Raw genomic sequence first — 14,601 nt, forward strand, 5'->3', positions numbered from 1 at the left:
GTGCTTGCCGAGGCGGCGCGGACGTACCGGCTGGTCGGCGGGATGTGGATCCGGTCCACGATGACGTACCGCGCGTCGTTCCTGATGACGGCGTTCGGGAACTTCGCGGTGACCGGCCTGGAGTTCGTCGGGATCCTGCTGATGTTCTCGCAGGTGGACCGGCTCGGCGGATACGGCCTTGCCGAGATCGCCTTCCTGTACGGGGCGGCGGGCACGTCCTTCGGCCTGGCGGATCTGGCGTTCGGGTCGGTGGGGCGGCTCGGGCAGCGGGTGCGGGACGGCACGCTCGACACGTTCCTGGTGCGGCCCGCGCCGGTGCTCGCGCAGGTCGCGGCGGACCGGTTCGCGCTGCGCAGGCTGGGGCGGGTCACGCAGGGCGTGGTGGTGCTTGGGTGGGCCCTCACGGCGATCGACGTGCCGTGGACGCCGCTGAAGGTGCTGCTCGTCCCGGCCCTGGTGGTCAGCGGCGGCGCCATCTTCGCGGCCGTGTTCATCGCGGGCGCGGCGTTCCAGATCGTCGCGCAGGACGCGTCCGAGGTGCAGAACGCGGCGACGTTCGGCGGCAACGCCATGCTCAGCTACCCGCCCACGGTTTTCGGTGACACTTTGCTGAGAAGTGTCACATTCGTTCTGCCCCTGGCCTTCGTGAACTGGCTGCCCGGCCTCTACATCCTGGGCCGCCCCTACCCGCTCGACCTGCCGCGCTGGGTGGCGTTCGCGCCGCCGCTGGTGGCGGCCGGCTGTCTGGCCCTCGCGCTGCTCGCCTGGCGGGCGGCGCTTCGTACGTATCGCAGCACGGGGAGTTGACGTTGGAAACGGGGCCCATGGGAGACGAGTTCATCCGGCTCGACGAGGTCGAGAAGGTCTTCGACGTACGCCGCAAGACGGGCTTCATGCGGCGGGAGCGGCGCGAGGTGCGGGCCGTGGACTCGCTGACATTCAGCGTGCGGCGCGGCGAGATGGTCGGCTACATCGGGCCGAACGGCGCGGGGAAGTCGACGACGATCAAGATGCTGACGGGGATCCTGACGCCGAGCGGGGGCCGCGTGCGGGTCGCCGGCATCGACCCTTCGCGCGAACGGGCGCGCCTCGCTCAGCGGATGGGCGTGGTCTTCGGGCAGCGGACGACGCTGTGGTGGGACCTCCCGCTGATCGACTCGTACCGCCTGATGCGCCGCATGTACCGGATCGAGGAGAGCCGCTACGAGGAGAACCTGGCGCGCTGCGTGGAACTCCTCGAACTGGGCGACCTGTTGGACGCACCGGTACGTCAGCTGTCGCTCGGGCAGCGGATGCGCGGGGACATCGCCGCGGCGCTGCTGCACGACCCCGAGGTGCTGTACCTGGACGAGCCGACGATCGGCCTCGACGTCGTGTCCAAGGTCAAAGTACGAGGATTCCTCCGGGGCTTGAACGCCGAGCGCGGCACGACGGTCCTCCTCACGACGCACGACCTGACCGACATCGAGCAGCTGTGCCGCCGCGTGATGGTCATCGACCACGGCAGGCTCATGTACGACGGAGAGCTGGAGGGCCTGCACGCGACGGGCGGCGCGGCGGCCGAACGCACGCTCGTCGTGGACCTGGAGCGTGAACTCCCGCCGCTGGATGTGGAGTTCGCGCGCGTGGTGAAGGTGGAGGGGGCGCGGCAGTGGCTGGCGTTCCCGGCGGGGCAGTCGGCGGCGCCGCTCGTGGCGCGGATCGCCGAGCGGTATCCGATGGTCGACCTGTCGGTCCGCGAGCCGGACATCGAGGCGGTCATCGCGCGGATGTACGCGAGGAACACATCCGTAGCGCCTTGACGTCCCTCGTCCGTACGCTGACCCCTATGACGGACGAATCCGGCTCTACGCCCCAGGTCCCCGAACTCCGCGCCTCCGACGCCGACCGTGAACTGGTCGCCGAGCGGCTGCGGGACGCCCTCGCGGAGGGGCGGCTCGACATGGAGGAGTTCGGCGAGCGGCTCGATGCGGTGTACCAGGCGCGTACGTACGGGGAGTTGACGCCGCTGACGAAGGACCTGCCGGTCGGGGCGGGTGCTTCGGGGGCCGTGAGTTTCGTGAAGGAGCCGCTGCCCGAGGGGGCCGTCGACTGGGCCTCGCGGATCCGGGGCGAGGCGAGTTCCACGTGGGGCGTCGGGATCATGTCCGGGTTCCAGCGCAAGGGGCGGTGGACGGCGCCGCGGCGGTTCAACTGTTTCGCGTTCTGGGGCGGCGGCGAGATCGATCTGCGCGAGGCGGACTTCGAGGCGCGCGAGGTCGTGATCAACTGCGTGGCGGTCATGGGCGGGATGAACGTGGTCGTGCCGCCGGGCGTGGAGGTCGTGGTGCGCGGCATCGGCATCATGGGCGGCTTCGACCACACCGAGGAGGGTGTCCCGGGTGACGCGGGCGCGCCGCGCGTGGTGGTCACCGGGTTCGCGTTCTGGGGCGGCGTCGGCGTGGAACGCAAGGTCACCCGCGCGCAGCGCCAACGCCTCAAGGAGGCCCGCCGCCGCGAGAAGCTGGAGCGGCGGTCGGACCGCCGGGACGATTGAAGCCTCTGCGGCGTTTGAGCAGGTCTTTCTCAAGCCCCGCCGGCGTTTGAGGCGCGGGGTCCGGGGCGGAGCCCCGATCTTGTCCAGCCCCTGCGGCGTTTGAGCAGCGGGGGCCGGGGCGGAGCCCCGTGGCGTGGGGAACGCTCCCGGTGCCCGCCGGAGGCTACAGTTCCGCCCCCGTCGACCCCCGCAGCGACGACAGGTCGAGGGACTCCGCCATCTTGCGGTACCCCGCATCGCTGGGGTGCAGATGGTCACCCGAGTCGTACTGGTCGAGCAGCCGCCGCGGGTTGTACGGATCCCGCAACGCCCGATCGAAGTCGACGTAGCTGTCGAAGACCTTGCCGGAACGGATCTCCCCGTTCACGGACTGCCGGACCGCCTCCAGATCCGGCCGGTACCCGGGGTGCCCCTGGAACGGCATGAGCGTCGCACCGACGACCCGCAGACCACGCGCATGCGCCTGCCGCGTCATCTCCCGCAGCCCGTCGACGATCTTCGCGGGATCGGTCTGCTGCGGCGTCCGCAGGATGTCGTTGATGCCGAGGTCGATGATGACGGCGCGGACACCGGAGCGGCTGAGCGCGTCACGCTCGAAGCGGGAAAGCCCGCTCGGGTTGTTCGCGGGACGGCCGAAGCCGTCGGCCAGTATCCGGTTCCCGCTGATGCCCTGGTTCACGACGCCGTAGCGCGGGGCACCCGACTCCGTGCGCAGCCGCTCGGCGAGTACGTCCGTCCACCGGCGGTTGGCGCCCATCGTGGAGGTGATGCCGTCGGTGAGGGAGTCGCCGATGACGACGACGCTGCCCTGCGCCTCGTTGCTGAGCACGTCGAGGGCGCTGAGGTAGCGCCAGTACGGGCTCTGCTGGTTGTAGAGCGTGCCGCTGGGCTCCTCGGTGCGGTCGCCCCGGGCGACGTACGACATCTGGCGGGCCTGCGGGTGGTACGTGACAGGTCCGGACGGCGTCGGCGAGTACGTGGTGACCAGCATGTCCGAGTCGCTCGGCACGGTGATCCGCAGCGCGTCGCTCACGGCCTGCTGGCCGGGCTGGATGACGACCGAGGAGTTCCCGGAGAACGTCAGGCGCCGCATCGTGTCGGACAGGGCCGTCGGATTGTTGGGCGCCGAGGCCACGGCGATCGAGGCGTGCGTGATGCGCAGGGGCGACTGCCCGTACAGGTTCGAGAGGGTGATGCGCGCGGCGTTGCCGCCGACGGTGGTGTGCACGATGTTCCGGATGGAGTGGCCGAAGAACCCGTTCGTCTCCGTGCCGGGCTCGCCGCCGGCGGGAGAGGCGGACCAGCTGCCGGCCCATGTGCCGGTGGAGGCGGGTGCGGCGGAGCCGCGCGGGTGCGCGCCGCCGGCCTCTATGTTGTCGTCGCCGCCCAGGACTCCGGAGAAGCCCACGTAAATGGCGGCAGAGATCATCACGACGACCGCGACAAGTGCGGTCAACAAGGCATAACCGTGACGCTTGGTCATGCGGTGTGTGTCTCCTCGGGCAGGGGGAGCCCGAGGCTCCGATGTGATGAACCCATGATGCGTCATGGGGCGGGCTGGGGCCGACACTGCCCCCCTCCGGACAGGTAGACGCCGGGAACCTTTGGTTCGTTCCGGGAGTAGGTCAGGAAGGGACAATGTGTGAGGCGAATGACAGTCGAGTCGAAGTCGACGAGTCGGGCCGATGACCGATGCGGAGTGGGCTGAGTGGACGGCGACGTGAAGCGCGGGGCGCAGGGGGCGGGCGGCGCCGAGAGCGGGGCCGCGGGCACCCGGGCGAGCAAGGCGGTCGAGATGGCCGATGTCGATATGACCGATGCCGATATGGCCGAGGCTGGTATGGCCGACAAAGCAATCGAAGCTCCTGAAGCGGACAACAGGCAGCATTCCCGCGCCACATCGGACCAATCCACCCCCGACGGAACCACTGGAGCCACCGGAGCCACCGGAGCCACCGGAACCGCCGCACCCCCCGGCCCCACGCGCCCCGCCCGCCGCTTCGTCGCCGAGTTCACCGCGGCCGACGAGGAGAAGCGGCGCGGCGTGCGCCGGATGAAGCTGATGGCGACCGGGCTGCTGGTCTTCGTCGCGCTCGTCTACGTACTGGCCACGTGGGCGGAGCACGCGGGCGCGGGCGCCTGGGCCGGTTACGTAGCGGCCGCCGCGGAGGCCGGCATGGTCGGTGCGCTGGCCGACTGGTTCGCGGTCACCGCCCTGTTCCGCCACCCGCTGGGCCTGTGCATTCCGCACACGGCGATCATCCCCACCAAGAAGGACCAGCTGGGGGTGTCGCTCGGCGAGTTCGTCGGCGAGAACTTCCTGTCGGGCGATGTCGTACGGGACCGGTTGCGCGCCGTCGGCATCGGCAGCCGCCTCGGTTCGTGGCTCGCGGAGCCGGATCACGCCGATCGGGTGACGGCGGAGGCGGCGACGGCACTCAGGGGTGCGCTGACGGTCCTCCGCGACTCCGACGTGCAGGCGATCGTCGGCGAGGCGATCACGCGCCGCGCGGACAACGCGGAGATCGCGCCGGGCCTCGGCAAGATGCTGGAGAAGGTCGTGGCGGACGGCGGCCACAAGCGCGTCGTCGACCTGGTCTGCGCCCGCGCCCACGACTGGCTGGTGCTGCACTCGGACTCGGTGATGGACGCGGTGGAGGGCGGCGCCCCCGGCTGGACGCCCCGCTTCGTCGACAAGCGCGTGGGCGAGCGCGTCTACAAGGAGCTCCTCCGCTTCGTGACGGAGATGCGCGACATGCCGGACCACCCGGCGCGCGGCGCGCTCGACCGTTTCCTGGGGGACTTCGCGGGCGACCTCCAGTCGGACTCCGGCACCCGGGACCGGGTGGAGCGCCTGAAGTCGGAGATCCTGGGCCGTCCCGAGGTGCAGGACATCATCGCCTCGGCCTGGTCCGCGGTCCGCCAGATGATCGTCGCGGCGGCCGAGGACGAGCAGAGCGAGCTGCGCCTTCGCGTACGGGCGTCGCTGCTCTCGCTGGGCCACCGGATGGCGTCCGAGCCGGATGTCCGCTCCAAGGTGGACGGCTGGGTGGAGGGCGCCGCGGTCTACGTCGTCACGACGTACCGCGCGGAGATCACGTCCCTCATCACCGACACGGTCGCGGGCTGGGACGCCGAGCACACGACCCGCAAGATCGAGGCCCACATCGGCCGCGACCTTCAGTTCATCCGGATCAACGGCACGGTGGTGGGTTCGCTGGCGGGCCTGCTGATCTTCACGGTGTCGCGGGCGCTGGGGGCGTAGGGCCTCCGGTGGTTGGGTGGCCAGATGGTGCGGAGTGAAAGGATCTGGCCATGAGTACGCAACGTGCGCAGGGTCCGACAGCGCCGATGCCGATGCCGATGCCGATGCCGGTGCCGGCGCCGATGCCGGTGGCGGTCCTCGTACGGGACGGGGTCCTGCCCATGGAGCTGGGCCTGGTCCACCAGCTCTTCGGCACGGCCCGCGACCCCTCCACGGGCGAGCGCCTCTACAAGGTGACGACGTGCGCGCCCCGCCCCGGCCGGATCCGCACGGACGCCGACTTCCCGGTCTACGCGGAGCACGGCCTGGAGACGGTGGCGGCCGCGCACACGGTCCTCGTCCCGGCGTCGCACGAGCTGGACGAGCAGCTCGAACCGGGCGGCCTGGAAGAGGAGTTGGCGGCCGCGCTGACGGCGGCCCGCGACCGGGGGCGCGTGGTATCGATCTGCACGGGCTCGTTCGTCCTGGCGGCGGCAGGCCTCCTGGACGGCCGCCGGGCGACGACGCACTGGATGTCCTCGGCCCACTTCGCCCGTACGTTCCCGTCGGTGACGGTCGACGCGGACGTCCTCTACGTAGACGAGGGGCGGGTGTTGACCTCGGCGGGGGAGGCGGCGGGCATCGACCTGTGCCTGCACATGATCCGCGAGGACCACGGCGCGGCGGTGGCGGCGGAACTGGCGCGCCGCACGGTGGTGCCCCCGCACCGGGAGGGCGGTCAGGCGCAGTACATCCAGCGGCCGGTGCCGCTGGAAGAGACGGGCGGCTCGACGTCGACGTCCCGCTCGCGGGAGTGGGCACTGGGACGACTGGCGGACCCGCTCACCCTGGCCCAGCTCGCGGCCCGCGACGCCATGTCCATCCGCACGTACAACCGCCGCTTCCGCGAGGAGACCGGCGTGACCCCGATGACCTGGCTGAACCGCCAACGGGTCGACCGGGCAAGGGAGTTGCTGGAACAGACGGACCACACCGTGGACCGGGTCGCGGCGGAGACGGGCTTCGGCTCCGGAACATCGCTGCGGCAGCACTTCCAGGCGGTGCTGGGAGTGTCGCCGGGGGCGTACAGGGCCACGTTCCGGGGACGATGAATGCCATGACGACTGATGGCGACGCGCACATCCGCAGAGCGGTCCCGAACGTAAGGGTGGCGGACGAGGCGGCGATGACGGCGAACCGCGACTTCTACGGAACGCTGGGCTTCCGTGAGGCCATGAACATGGGCTGGATCATGACCCTGGTCTCCCCCTCCGACCCCACGGCCCAGATCCAGTTCTTCACGCACGAGGCGACGGCCCCGGTGGTGCCGGACATCAGCGTCGAGGTGGACGACGTCGACGCGGTCCACGCGGCGATGCGCGCCGCGGGCGCCGAGATCGTCCACGACCTGCGGGACGAGGAGTGGGGCGTGCGCCGCTTCTTCGTACGGGACCCGCAGGGCAAGGTCGTGAACGTCCTGACGCACCTTTAGTCGCAGGTCAGGCGGCCTTGCGGTCCACGAGGACGTACGAGGCGGCGACGACCCCGGCGACGCCGAAGACGGCGGGCCAGGCCCCCACCTTCTTGGCCAGCGGGTGCGACCCGGCGAACGCGGCGACGTACGCGCCCGTCAGCGCCCCCGCGACCTTCCCGCCCCGCGTCCTCGTCCACTGCGTCGCGGCGGCGGCTCCGGCCACGGCGAGCACGGCCCCGCCCAGCGGCCGCTTCTTGGTGAACCGGGCGGTGGCGTAGCCCCCGACGAGTCCGGCGGCGGCTATCGGGGCGGTGGGGAGGGAGCGGGCCATGGGGTGAACCTCCTGCGTAGTGGTGTCCGGGCGTGGTGCCCGGCGGGCGGGCCGGGACCCACCCATTTGTGAGGTTACGCCCTGGGTCCGTCAGCTGAACTGGCCGGGCTGGTAGGACCCGGCGGGCATCTGCACCATGACGTTCATGCGGTTGTAGACGTTGATGATCGCGATCAGCGAGACGAGCGCGAGGAGCTGCTCCTCGTCGTAGTGCTTCGCGGCGTTCGCCCACACCTCGTCCGGGACGCCGCCGGCCGCGTCGGCGATCCGCGTGCCCTGCTCGGTCAGTTCGAGCGCGGCGCGCTCGGCGTCGGTGAACACGGTGGCCTCGCGCCAGGCCGCGATCAGGTTGAGCCGCTGCTGGGTCTCGCCGGCGTGCGCGGCGTCCTTGGTGTGCATGTCGGTGCAGAACCCGCACCCGTTGATCTGGCTGGCCCGAATCTTCACGAGCTCCTGCGTGGCGCCGGGAAGCGTCGAGTCGGCGACGACCTTCCCGGCGGAGTTGATGTGCTTGATGACCTTCCCTGCGAGGGGGCTGGTGAAGGGGTTGAGGCGGGCTTCCATGGCGGTCTCCTCGTGTACGCCCTGCGCGGGCTTGTTGATGGCTACGTAGATGTGACGGAGCCGGGAGCGGGAGTGTGACACCACGGAATGTGATCTGGGTCTCACGCCTCGCCGGGACTGTGACGCGAAATGGCGACGAGGCGGTGCTGAGCCGTCACAGTCTGGTCCGCGCCCCGCCACGGGCCGGATACGGAGAGGTGAGCGCGCCCGGGGGCGGGGACGAACCCAACGTGAACCACACCGCCACCGTGCGCACCCTCGCCCGCCACCCGCTCGCACTCACCCAGGACCAACTCCTCACGCGCGAACAGCTGATGGAACTCGGCTGCGCGAACTCGACCACGAACCACCGTTGCCGCCGCGGCGGCCCGTGGCAGCGGCTGCTGCCGCGGGTCCACCTCCTCCACTCCGGCACCCCGTCCCCACGCCAACGCATGCGCGCGGCGCTCCTGTACGCGGGTGAGCACGCCCTGCTGACCGGGCACGCGGCACTGGCGGCACACGGTTTCCGCGCGGCCCCGCGCCCGGAGCGCTTGCGATGGGTGGACGTACTGGTCCCGTACGAGGGGGCGGGCGCGCGCGGAACGTCGTACGTGAAGGTGCACCGCACGCGGCGCCTGCCGGAGAACCACCCGATGGCGGGCCTGCGCTGCGCGGCCGTCGCGCGGGCGGTGGCGGACGCGGTGCCGGGCTTGGCGTGCGAACGTGACGTGACGGCGCTCCTTGCGGAGGCGGTGCAGCGGGGCTTTTGCACGCCGGAGGAACTGCTGGCGGAGCTGGCCGCGTCGCGGCGCCGCTACGCCCTGTACGTGGCGCGGGCGACGGACCACCTGACGGCGGGCATCCACTCACCGCTGGAGGCGGACGCCCGCGCGCTGATCCGCCGCTACTCCCTCCCAGAACCCCTCTGGAACCCGAACCTCCACGATCCGCGCACGGGTGTCTTCCTGGCCCGCCCGGACGCGTACTGGCCGGCGGAGGGCCTGGCCCTGGAGGTCGACTCCCGCGAGTACCACCTGGACCCGGCCTCCTGGCGCCGAACTCTGTCGCAGCGCAACCGCCTCGCCGCCGCGGGGCTCCCGGTCCTGGCCGTCACGGCGGAGGACCTGCGGGGGCGGGCGGAGGGGGTGGCGGGGGAGATCCGGACGGCGCTGACCGCGGCGCGCCGCCACCGGGCGCCTGCGTTGGTCGTCAATCCGTCGCGGCGGGGCGGGGGTTCTACGGTTGGGCCCGAGGGGCGTGGGGGGCGGGGTCCCGGAGGGAGAGCAGGAAGTGGGCCCAGGGGCGGGACCCGAAGGGGATGACGGCTCCGTCCGTGCACTTGGAGTCGCGCACGAGGACAGAGTGGCTGGACTCCACTGCACACTCCAGGCACTCGCCACCGGCTCCGTTGCTGTAAGACGCCTTGAACCAATTGAGCTGGTGGGTGTCCTCGCCAGACGTGTGCTGGCGTGCGTTCGTCGTCACCGTGCGTACTCCTTGGTGATGCTTTGGATCATCTGAAGGGAACGTTGCGGACTCAGTGCAGCTGCCCGAAGCCCGTCGAAGGCTCTCGTGTACTCCCGAACATGGTGCTCCCCTTCGAGGTACGTGGCGTCGGTAATGCCGTCTCGATATACGACGTCGGGATCCTCCTGGTCGGGGAAGCCCAGGATCGTGAAGGATCCGGTCAAAGGGTACGTACTCGCGTCGAACGGCAGAACCTGCAAGGTGACCGCAGGGAACTGTGCCACCACCGCCAGGTGTTCCAGCTGCTCACGCATGACCGTACGGTCTCCGATCACGTTTCGCAGCGTCGCTTCGCTGGCCACGAACCATGTGTCCGGGGCGTCCTCACCTGCCAGCATCTGCTGGCGTTCGAGACGTACGCGGACGGCTCGCTCAGCGTCGTCCGGCTTCATGTGGGAGCCAGCGAAGTGCAACTCCCGGATGTAGGCGGGTGTCTGCATCAATCCGGGCAGGATCTCGCACTGGTACTGACGGAACGAAGATGCTTCCTGCTCCAACCCGATGTAGATGTTGAACCACTCCGGGACGCCTGTCCCATGAACCTGCCACCAGCCCTTCGTCTTGGCTTGCCGCGCAAGGGACTTCAGGAACTCCCGCAGTTCGTCAGTGGTCTCGTAGAGCCGACAAAGCGCCTCCACGTCGGACGGTTGAACTCGCCCGTGACCGGTCTCCATGCGGTTCACCTTGGAGCCGCTCCAGTCGACGGCGGCGCCAACTTGCGCGCAAGTCATGCCGCTTGACTCGCGAAGCCTCTTCAGCTCGAACGACAGTCGCCGACGTCGTGCTGTCGGAGATCCAGCCATCTAGACACCCTCCTCGCTAGCGAGGATCAGTCTCCGCGCCAAGGAGTGTGCTTGCCAATCACTCGTTCGTGGGAATCCCGCTCTGCAAATTGCAAGTAGGGATCGGATGCGGTCACGCTGTGTTGAGTGGGCTGTGTCGAACTCGGGCCCCTGGAGCGGGATTTGTTGTGCCTCTATGGGAGGGCGAGCCTGTGACCAAGCAGAACTGCGTATCTCGAAAGCCTTGGGAGTTGGCCTTTGCCGCTGAGCCTGAGGAACTGGCCGGCCTGCGTCGCATCGTGCGGCTGCACCTCATGCACTGGGGTCTACACGACCTTGTCGACTCTGCTCAGCTCTGTGTGACGGAGATGGTCTCCAATGTGATCACGCACGTAGGTATCGGCACCCCCACCGAGTTGAGCCTGCTCATGAACGGCGCCTTCCTCCGCATCGAGGTACAGGACCCGGATTTGCGGGCGCTGCCCACGCTTCTCCTTGCTGCGGGCGACAGTGAAAGCGGTCGCGGCGTTCGGATGCTGGACGCGGTGGCCAATCGATGGGGCGTGCTCATCAAGGCCGAGCGCAAGGTGATGTGGTGCGAGCTAGACACCGGGATCGACGTAGCGGGAGGGCATGTCCCTAGCGTGGCTGTCGACCGAGCCGAAGGACTGCTCCAGATGTATGGAGCGGCTGGACTGGCGGGCACGCGTGTGGAGGTGGGTGCTGACAAGCCGGCAGCGGTCGCCTTGATCGCGGACCTGCTCTGCTGGGCTCGTGCCCATGGGCACGACACAGATGAGCTCCTTGAGGGCGCCGAGCGTCGCTTTGATCGTGAAGTGACTCGTTGATGATGTGAGGTGACCCAAGCCCTCTGGCGTCGGCCCTGTGGGGGCAGTTGCTGGAAGAAATGTCAGTGCACGCCTCTACAGTGCACTCATGCCTAGACCACTCGCCTCCGGGCTCTACGAGCACATTGTGACCAATGAACTCGACCAAAGCACGGTCGATGCTGCATCTGAGGGGCGGGTGCAGCGCGAACCTCTGGACCCAGAAGATGCCCCTGAGATCTTGGGTCGCTATGTCGGAGATCTGGTTCGCAGGACGTTGCGGGCGCACGCTAAGCATGGGCGTGCCGATGGTGCTGCTCAGCGGTTGGCGGCCCAGGTCGCAGCGGTCAATCGAATCGTCGAGGAGTTGGGGCGTCTCTCGCCGACTCAATCCGGAGAAGAGGCTGCGGTTGCCGAGACGAATGACCTGCTCCTGGCCGTAGCAGAGCGAGTACCTCTGCCTGGTGAAAAGATCTTCCCGGATCGTCCGCATGTTTCGCTGGCGACTAGTGCGCTCTTTGCCAACCGCTCACGGGAAAGCGTCGGGCATGCGCTTCAGCGGGAGTTGGAATCAGCCGACCGAGTCGACCTGATCTGTGCATTTATCAAGTGGTCTGGTCTCAGACTCTTGTTGGGGAAGCTTAGGGATGTCCATCGTCGCGACAAGCGCCTGCGCGTCATCACGACGACTTATATGGGAGCGACAGATCAGCGGGCCGTTGATGCGCTAGCTGAACTCGGCGCTGAGGTACGGATCTCATACGAGACGCAAGCCACGCGGCTGCACGCCAAGGCGTGGCACTTCCATCGTGAGAGCGGTACCTCCACCGCCTACGTGGGCTCGTCCAACATGTCGAAGGCTGCGCTTGTCGACGGACTGGAGTGGAACGTCCGTCTATCCCAGATGGAGTCCCCGACGCTCGTCACGTCGATCACGGATACGTTTGAGGATTACTGGGCGGATCCAGCGTTCGAGCCGTACGACCCGAACAATGAGCGAGACCGCATGCGGCTTGCTGATGCACTGAGCACCGAACGTAGCGGACCGGCTCAACTACCCATCGAACTTGCCCCGTTCGATATCCAGCCTCATCCACATCAGCGGGAGGTCCTGGACGAATTGCAAGCACAGCGGGAACTCCATGAGCGCCACCGCAACCTCGTCGTCATGGCGACTGGTACCGGCAAGACCGTAGTCTCCGCCCTCGATTACCGAGCGCTGCGACAGGCGGGGAAGGTCGACAGCCTGCTATTCGTTGCTCATCGGGAATCGATCCTCACACAAAGTCGGTCGGTCTTCCGACACGTGTTGAAGGATGGCGCCTTTGGCGAGATGTACGTCAATGGCGAGCGGCCTGGCGGGTGGCGGCATGTCTTTGCTTCGATTCAGTCCCTTGCTAGTTCCGGCTACGAGGATCTACACCCGGAAAAGTTCGACATGGTGATCGTCGACGAGTTTCACCATGCGGGGGCTCGCACATATGAGGACCTTCTCACTCACATTGCCCCGAAGGAATTGCTTGGCCTCACAGCCACCCCGGAACGCACGGACGAGTACGATATTACGCGGTGGTTCGGTGGTCACACTGCAGTCGATCTGCGGTTGTGGGAAGCCATCGAACGCGGCCTGTTGGTGCCCTTCCACTACTTCGGCATTAACGACGAGACCGATCTTCGAAGCTTGCGCTTCAGTCGTCGAAGCGGATACCAGGTGCGTGATCTGGAGCAGCTGTATACCGGGGACGATGCGCGCGTGCGCATCATCCTGAGCGAGATCCATGAGAAGGTCCTCGACCCGCATGCGATGCGTGCCCTCGGATTCTGCGTATCTATCGCCCATGCCCGCTACATGGCAGAGAAGCTCACCACGGCAGGCCTGCCGTCACGCGCGCTGACCAGTGAGTCAAGTTTGCAGGAACGTAGACAAGCGGTGTTGGACCTTGAACAAGGTCGCATCAAGGTGCTGTTCACTGTGGATCTGTTCAACGAAGGCGTTGACATTCCGCGCGTCGATACACTTCTGCTCTTGCGCCCAACTGAAAGTGCCACGGTCTTCCTGCAGCAGCTCGGGCGCGGTCTGCGTCATGCGGAGAACAAGACCAGCTTGACCGTGCTGGACTTCATTGGGGCCCAGCACGCGGACTTCCGTTTCGAACCGGCGATGCGTGCCCTGACTGGAGCCAGCCACCGCCAGGTAGCCCGAGAGGTTGAGCGAGATTTTCCAACACTTCCCAGCGGATGTGCTGTCCAACTGGACCGGGTGGCACGCAAATACGTGCTCGATAGCCTCCAGCGCACGCTCAGGCCGCGCTGGTCGCAGTCCGTTGCCGAACTGAAGCGGCTGGGCGACGTGTCGTTGAGTGAGTTTCTGGAGAATACGGGTACCGAGGTCGAGGATGTGTATCGACCCAAACGAGGTACGTGGAGTGAACTGAGGGAGGATGCGGGCCTGTCCGTGCCTCCGGCCGGGCCGGCCGACAACGAATTTTGCAAGGCGCTCCGTCGCTCTCTACATATAGATGACCCTGAACGGTTGGCCTACCTTGGCCTACTGTCTGAGGCCAGTGGTTTGGACGGGCTGCAGGCTGGCGTCCGCGACTGGCCTGTAGAGCGTCTACGTAGGCTTGCCGCTATGGCGAACAGTGTCCTGTGGGGCGACGCTCTGCGTGCCAGCCCTGCTGAGGTGGCACTGGAAAGAATGCTGCTGGAGCACCGACGTAGGGCGGAACTTCAGCAACTTGTGCCTGAGCTCCGTGAGCGCCTACAGCGTGTCACTCGCCCGCTTGATGCCGGTGGACCCAACCCGTTGCACGTTCACGCCCACTACACCAGGAGGGAGGCGGAGGCGGCGTTCGGCGGCGAGTACAAGGGCCAGCCCACTGGAGTGACATGGTTCGAGGATGAACAGGCGGACGTGTTCTTCATCGACCTAGTCAAATCCGAGAAACATTTCTCCGAGACGACCAGGTACGAGGACCGCGTGATCAGCCCTAGGCTCTTCCAATGGGAGACCCAGAGCCGTACTTCTGAAGGGTCTGAAACCGGTGATCGCTACGTCAACCACCGTGAGCGAGGTAGCAGCTTGCACCTGTTCGTCCGCGAGACAAAGAAGGACGAAGGCTTTGGAGCGCCCTCGTACGTTTACGTGGGACCGGCTACCTACGTGACTCATGAGAATGACCGTCCGATGCGGCTCACTCTGGAGTTGGAGCACACGCTTCCGGTCGACCTTTATCGACGCTGGTCCCAGCTCTCCGGATAGTCACGCGATGGCGTGGGCGGGTCCTACCCCGGAGGTGTGACATTCCGGCGCCAAGTGTCACACCTCCGCGCT

At 67.7% G+C, this 14,601-nt stretch carries 14 protein-coding genes; 9 read left to right on the forward strand and 5 right to left on the reverse strand.

Annotated elements, in window-relative coordinates; all coding sequences use genetic code 11:
- Nucleotides 1–42 precede the first annotated feature (42 nt).
- From ACIRHA_RS37115 to ACIRHA_RS37125, 3 genes are read left to right on the forward strand one after another with little or no spacing between them, the layout of a single operon-like run.
- Nucleotides 43–807, forward strand: coding sequence for an ABC transporter permease (locus ACIRHA_RS37115; RefSeq protein ID WP_403855342.1), 765 nt, complete (start codon nucleotides 43–45; stop codon nucleotides 805–807).
- A 17-nt stretch (nucleotides 808–824) separates the two neighbouring features.
- Nucleotides 825–1,802 carry an ATP-binding cassette domain-containing protein gene (locus ACIRHA_RS37120; RefSeq protein ID WP_403855150.1) on the forward strand — a complete coding sequence of 326 codons (978 nt, stop codon included), beginning with the start codon at nucleotides 825–827 and terminating at the stop codon, nucleotides 1,800–1,802.
- Between the two features lie 26 nt (nucleotides 1,803–1,828).
- Nucleotides 1,829–2,536 carry a DUF1707 domain-containing protein gene (locus ACIRHA_RS37125; RefSeq protein ID WP_403855152.1) on the forward strand — a complete coding sequence of 236 codons (708 nt, stop codon included), beginning with the start codon at nucleotides 1,829–1,831 and terminating at the stop codon, nucleotides 2,534–2,536.
- Nucleotides 2,537–2,699: 163 nt separating this feature from the next.
- Here ACIRHA_RS37125 and ACIRHA_RS37130 read toward each other — a convergent pair whose 3' ends face one another.
- The gene (locus tag ACIRHA_RS37130; protein WP_403855154.1) at nucleotides 2,700–4,019 is read right to left on the reverse strand and encodes an SGNH/GDSL hydrolase family protein; all 1,320 of its coding nucleotides are present in this window, start codon (nucleotides 4,017–4,019) and stop codon (nucleotides 2,700–2,702) included.
- Nucleotides 4,020–4,331: 312 nt separating this feature from the next.
- Between ACIRHA_RS37130 and ACIRHA_RS37135 the strand changes: the two genes are divergently transcribed.
- The 3 genes from ACIRHA_RS37135 to ACIRHA_RS37145 all read left to right on the forward strand — a co-directional run bounded on the left by ACIRHA_RS37135 (nucleotide 4,332) and on the right by ACIRHA_RS37145 (nucleotide 7,272).
- Complete coding sequence (locus ACIRHA_RS37135) at nucleotides 4,332–5,801, forward strand: DUF445 domain-containing protein (RefSeq protein ID WP_403855344.1); 1,470 nt, start codon at nucleotides 4,332–4,334, stop codon at nucleotides 5,799–5,801.
- Between the two features lie 92 nt (nucleotides 5,802–5,893).
- Nucleotides 5,894–6,892 carry a GlxA family transcriptional regulator gene (locus ACIRHA_RS37140; RefSeq protein WP_403855346.1) on the forward strand — a complete coding sequence of 333 codons (999 nt, stop codon included), beginning with the start codon at nucleotides 5,894–5,896 and terminating at the stop codon, nucleotides 6,890–6,892.
- 5 nt (nucleotides 6,893–6,897) lie between these two features.
- Nucleotides 6,898–7,272 (forward strand): VOC family protein, encoded by a 375-nt coding sequence (locus ACIRHA_RS37145; RefSeq protein WP_403855156.1) that lies wholly within the window; start codon nucleotides 6,898–6,900, stop codon nucleotides 7,270–7,272.
- A 7-nt stretch (nucleotides 7,273–7,279) separates the two neighbouring features.
- On the opposite strand, the gene ACIRHA_RS37150 is transcribed toward ACIRHA_RS37145, so the two are convergent.
- Both ACIRHA_RS37150 and ACIRHA_RS37155 read right to left on the reverse strand, forming a co-directional pair.
- Complete coding sequence (locus tag ACIRHA_RS37150; protein ID WP_403855158.1) at nucleotides 7,280–7,585, reverse strand: hypothetical protein; 306 nt, start codon at nucleotides 7,583–7,585, stop codon at nucleotides 7,280–7,282.
- Between the two features lie 90 nt (nucleotides 7,586–7,675).
- Nucleotides 7,676–8,149 (reverse strand): carboxymuconolactone decarboxylase family protein, encoded by a 474-nt coding sequence (locus ACIRHA_RS37155; protein ID WP_403855348.1) that lies wholly within the window; start codon nucleotides 8,147–8,149, stop codon nucleotides 7,676–7,678.
- A 230-nt stretch (nucleotides 8,150–8,379) separates the two neighbouring features.
- On the opposite strand from ACIRHA_RS37155, the gene ACIRHA_RS37160 reads away from it, so the two are divergent.
- Nucleotides 8,380–9,453: a hypothetical protein gene (locus ACIRHA_RS37160; protein WP_403855160.1), complete on the forward strand. Its 1,074-nt coding sequence runs from the start codon at nucleotides 8,380–8,382 to the stop codon at nucleotides 9,451–9,453.
- On the opposite strand, the gene ACIRHA_RS37165 is transcribed toward ACIRHA_RS37160, so the two are convergent.
- Complete coding sequence (locus tag ACIRHA_RS37165; RefSeq protein ID WP_403855162.1) at nucleotides 9,368–9,616, reverse strand: DUF397 domain-containing protein; 249 nt, start codon at nucleotides 9,614–9,616, stop codon at nucleotides 9,368–9,370. The genes ACIRHA_RS37160 and ACIRHA_RS37165 overlap by 86 nt on opposite strands.
- Nucleotides 9,613–10,461, reverse strand: a complete 849-nt coding sequence (locus ACIRHA_RS37170; protein ID WP_403855164.1) for a helix-turn-helix domain-containing protein — start codon at nucleotides 10,459–10,461, stop codon at nucleotides 9,613–9,615. The genes ACIRHA_RS37165 and ACIRHA_RS37170 overlap by 4 nt, the downstream gene beginning before the upstream one ends.
- A 191-nt stretch (nucleotides 10,462–10,652) precedes the next feature.
- On the opposite strand from ACIRHA_RS37170, the gene ACIRHA_RS37175 reads away from it, so the two are divergent.
- Nucleotides 10,653–11,288 (forward strand): ATP-binding protein, encoded by a 636-nt coding sequence (locus tag ACIRHA_RS37175; protein ID WP_403855166.1) that lies wholly within the window; start codon nucleotides 10,653–10,655, stop codon nucleotides 11,286–11,288.
- A gap of 88 nt (nucleotides 11,289–11,376) precedes the next feature.
- On the forward strand, nucleotides 11,377–14,529 hold the full coding sequence (locus ACIRHA_RS37180) for a DUF3427 domain-containing protein (RefSeq protein WP_403855168.1): 3,153 nt from the start codon (nucleotides 11,377–11,379) through the stop codon (nucleotides 14,527–14,529).
- The last annotated feature ends 72 nt before the right edge of the window (nucleotides 14,530–14,601 follow it).

Source organism: Streptomyces sp. NPDC102360, assembly GCF_044766085.1.
Classification (GTDB): Bacteria; Actinomycetota; Actinomycetes; order Streptomycetales; family Streptomycetaceae; genus Streptomyces.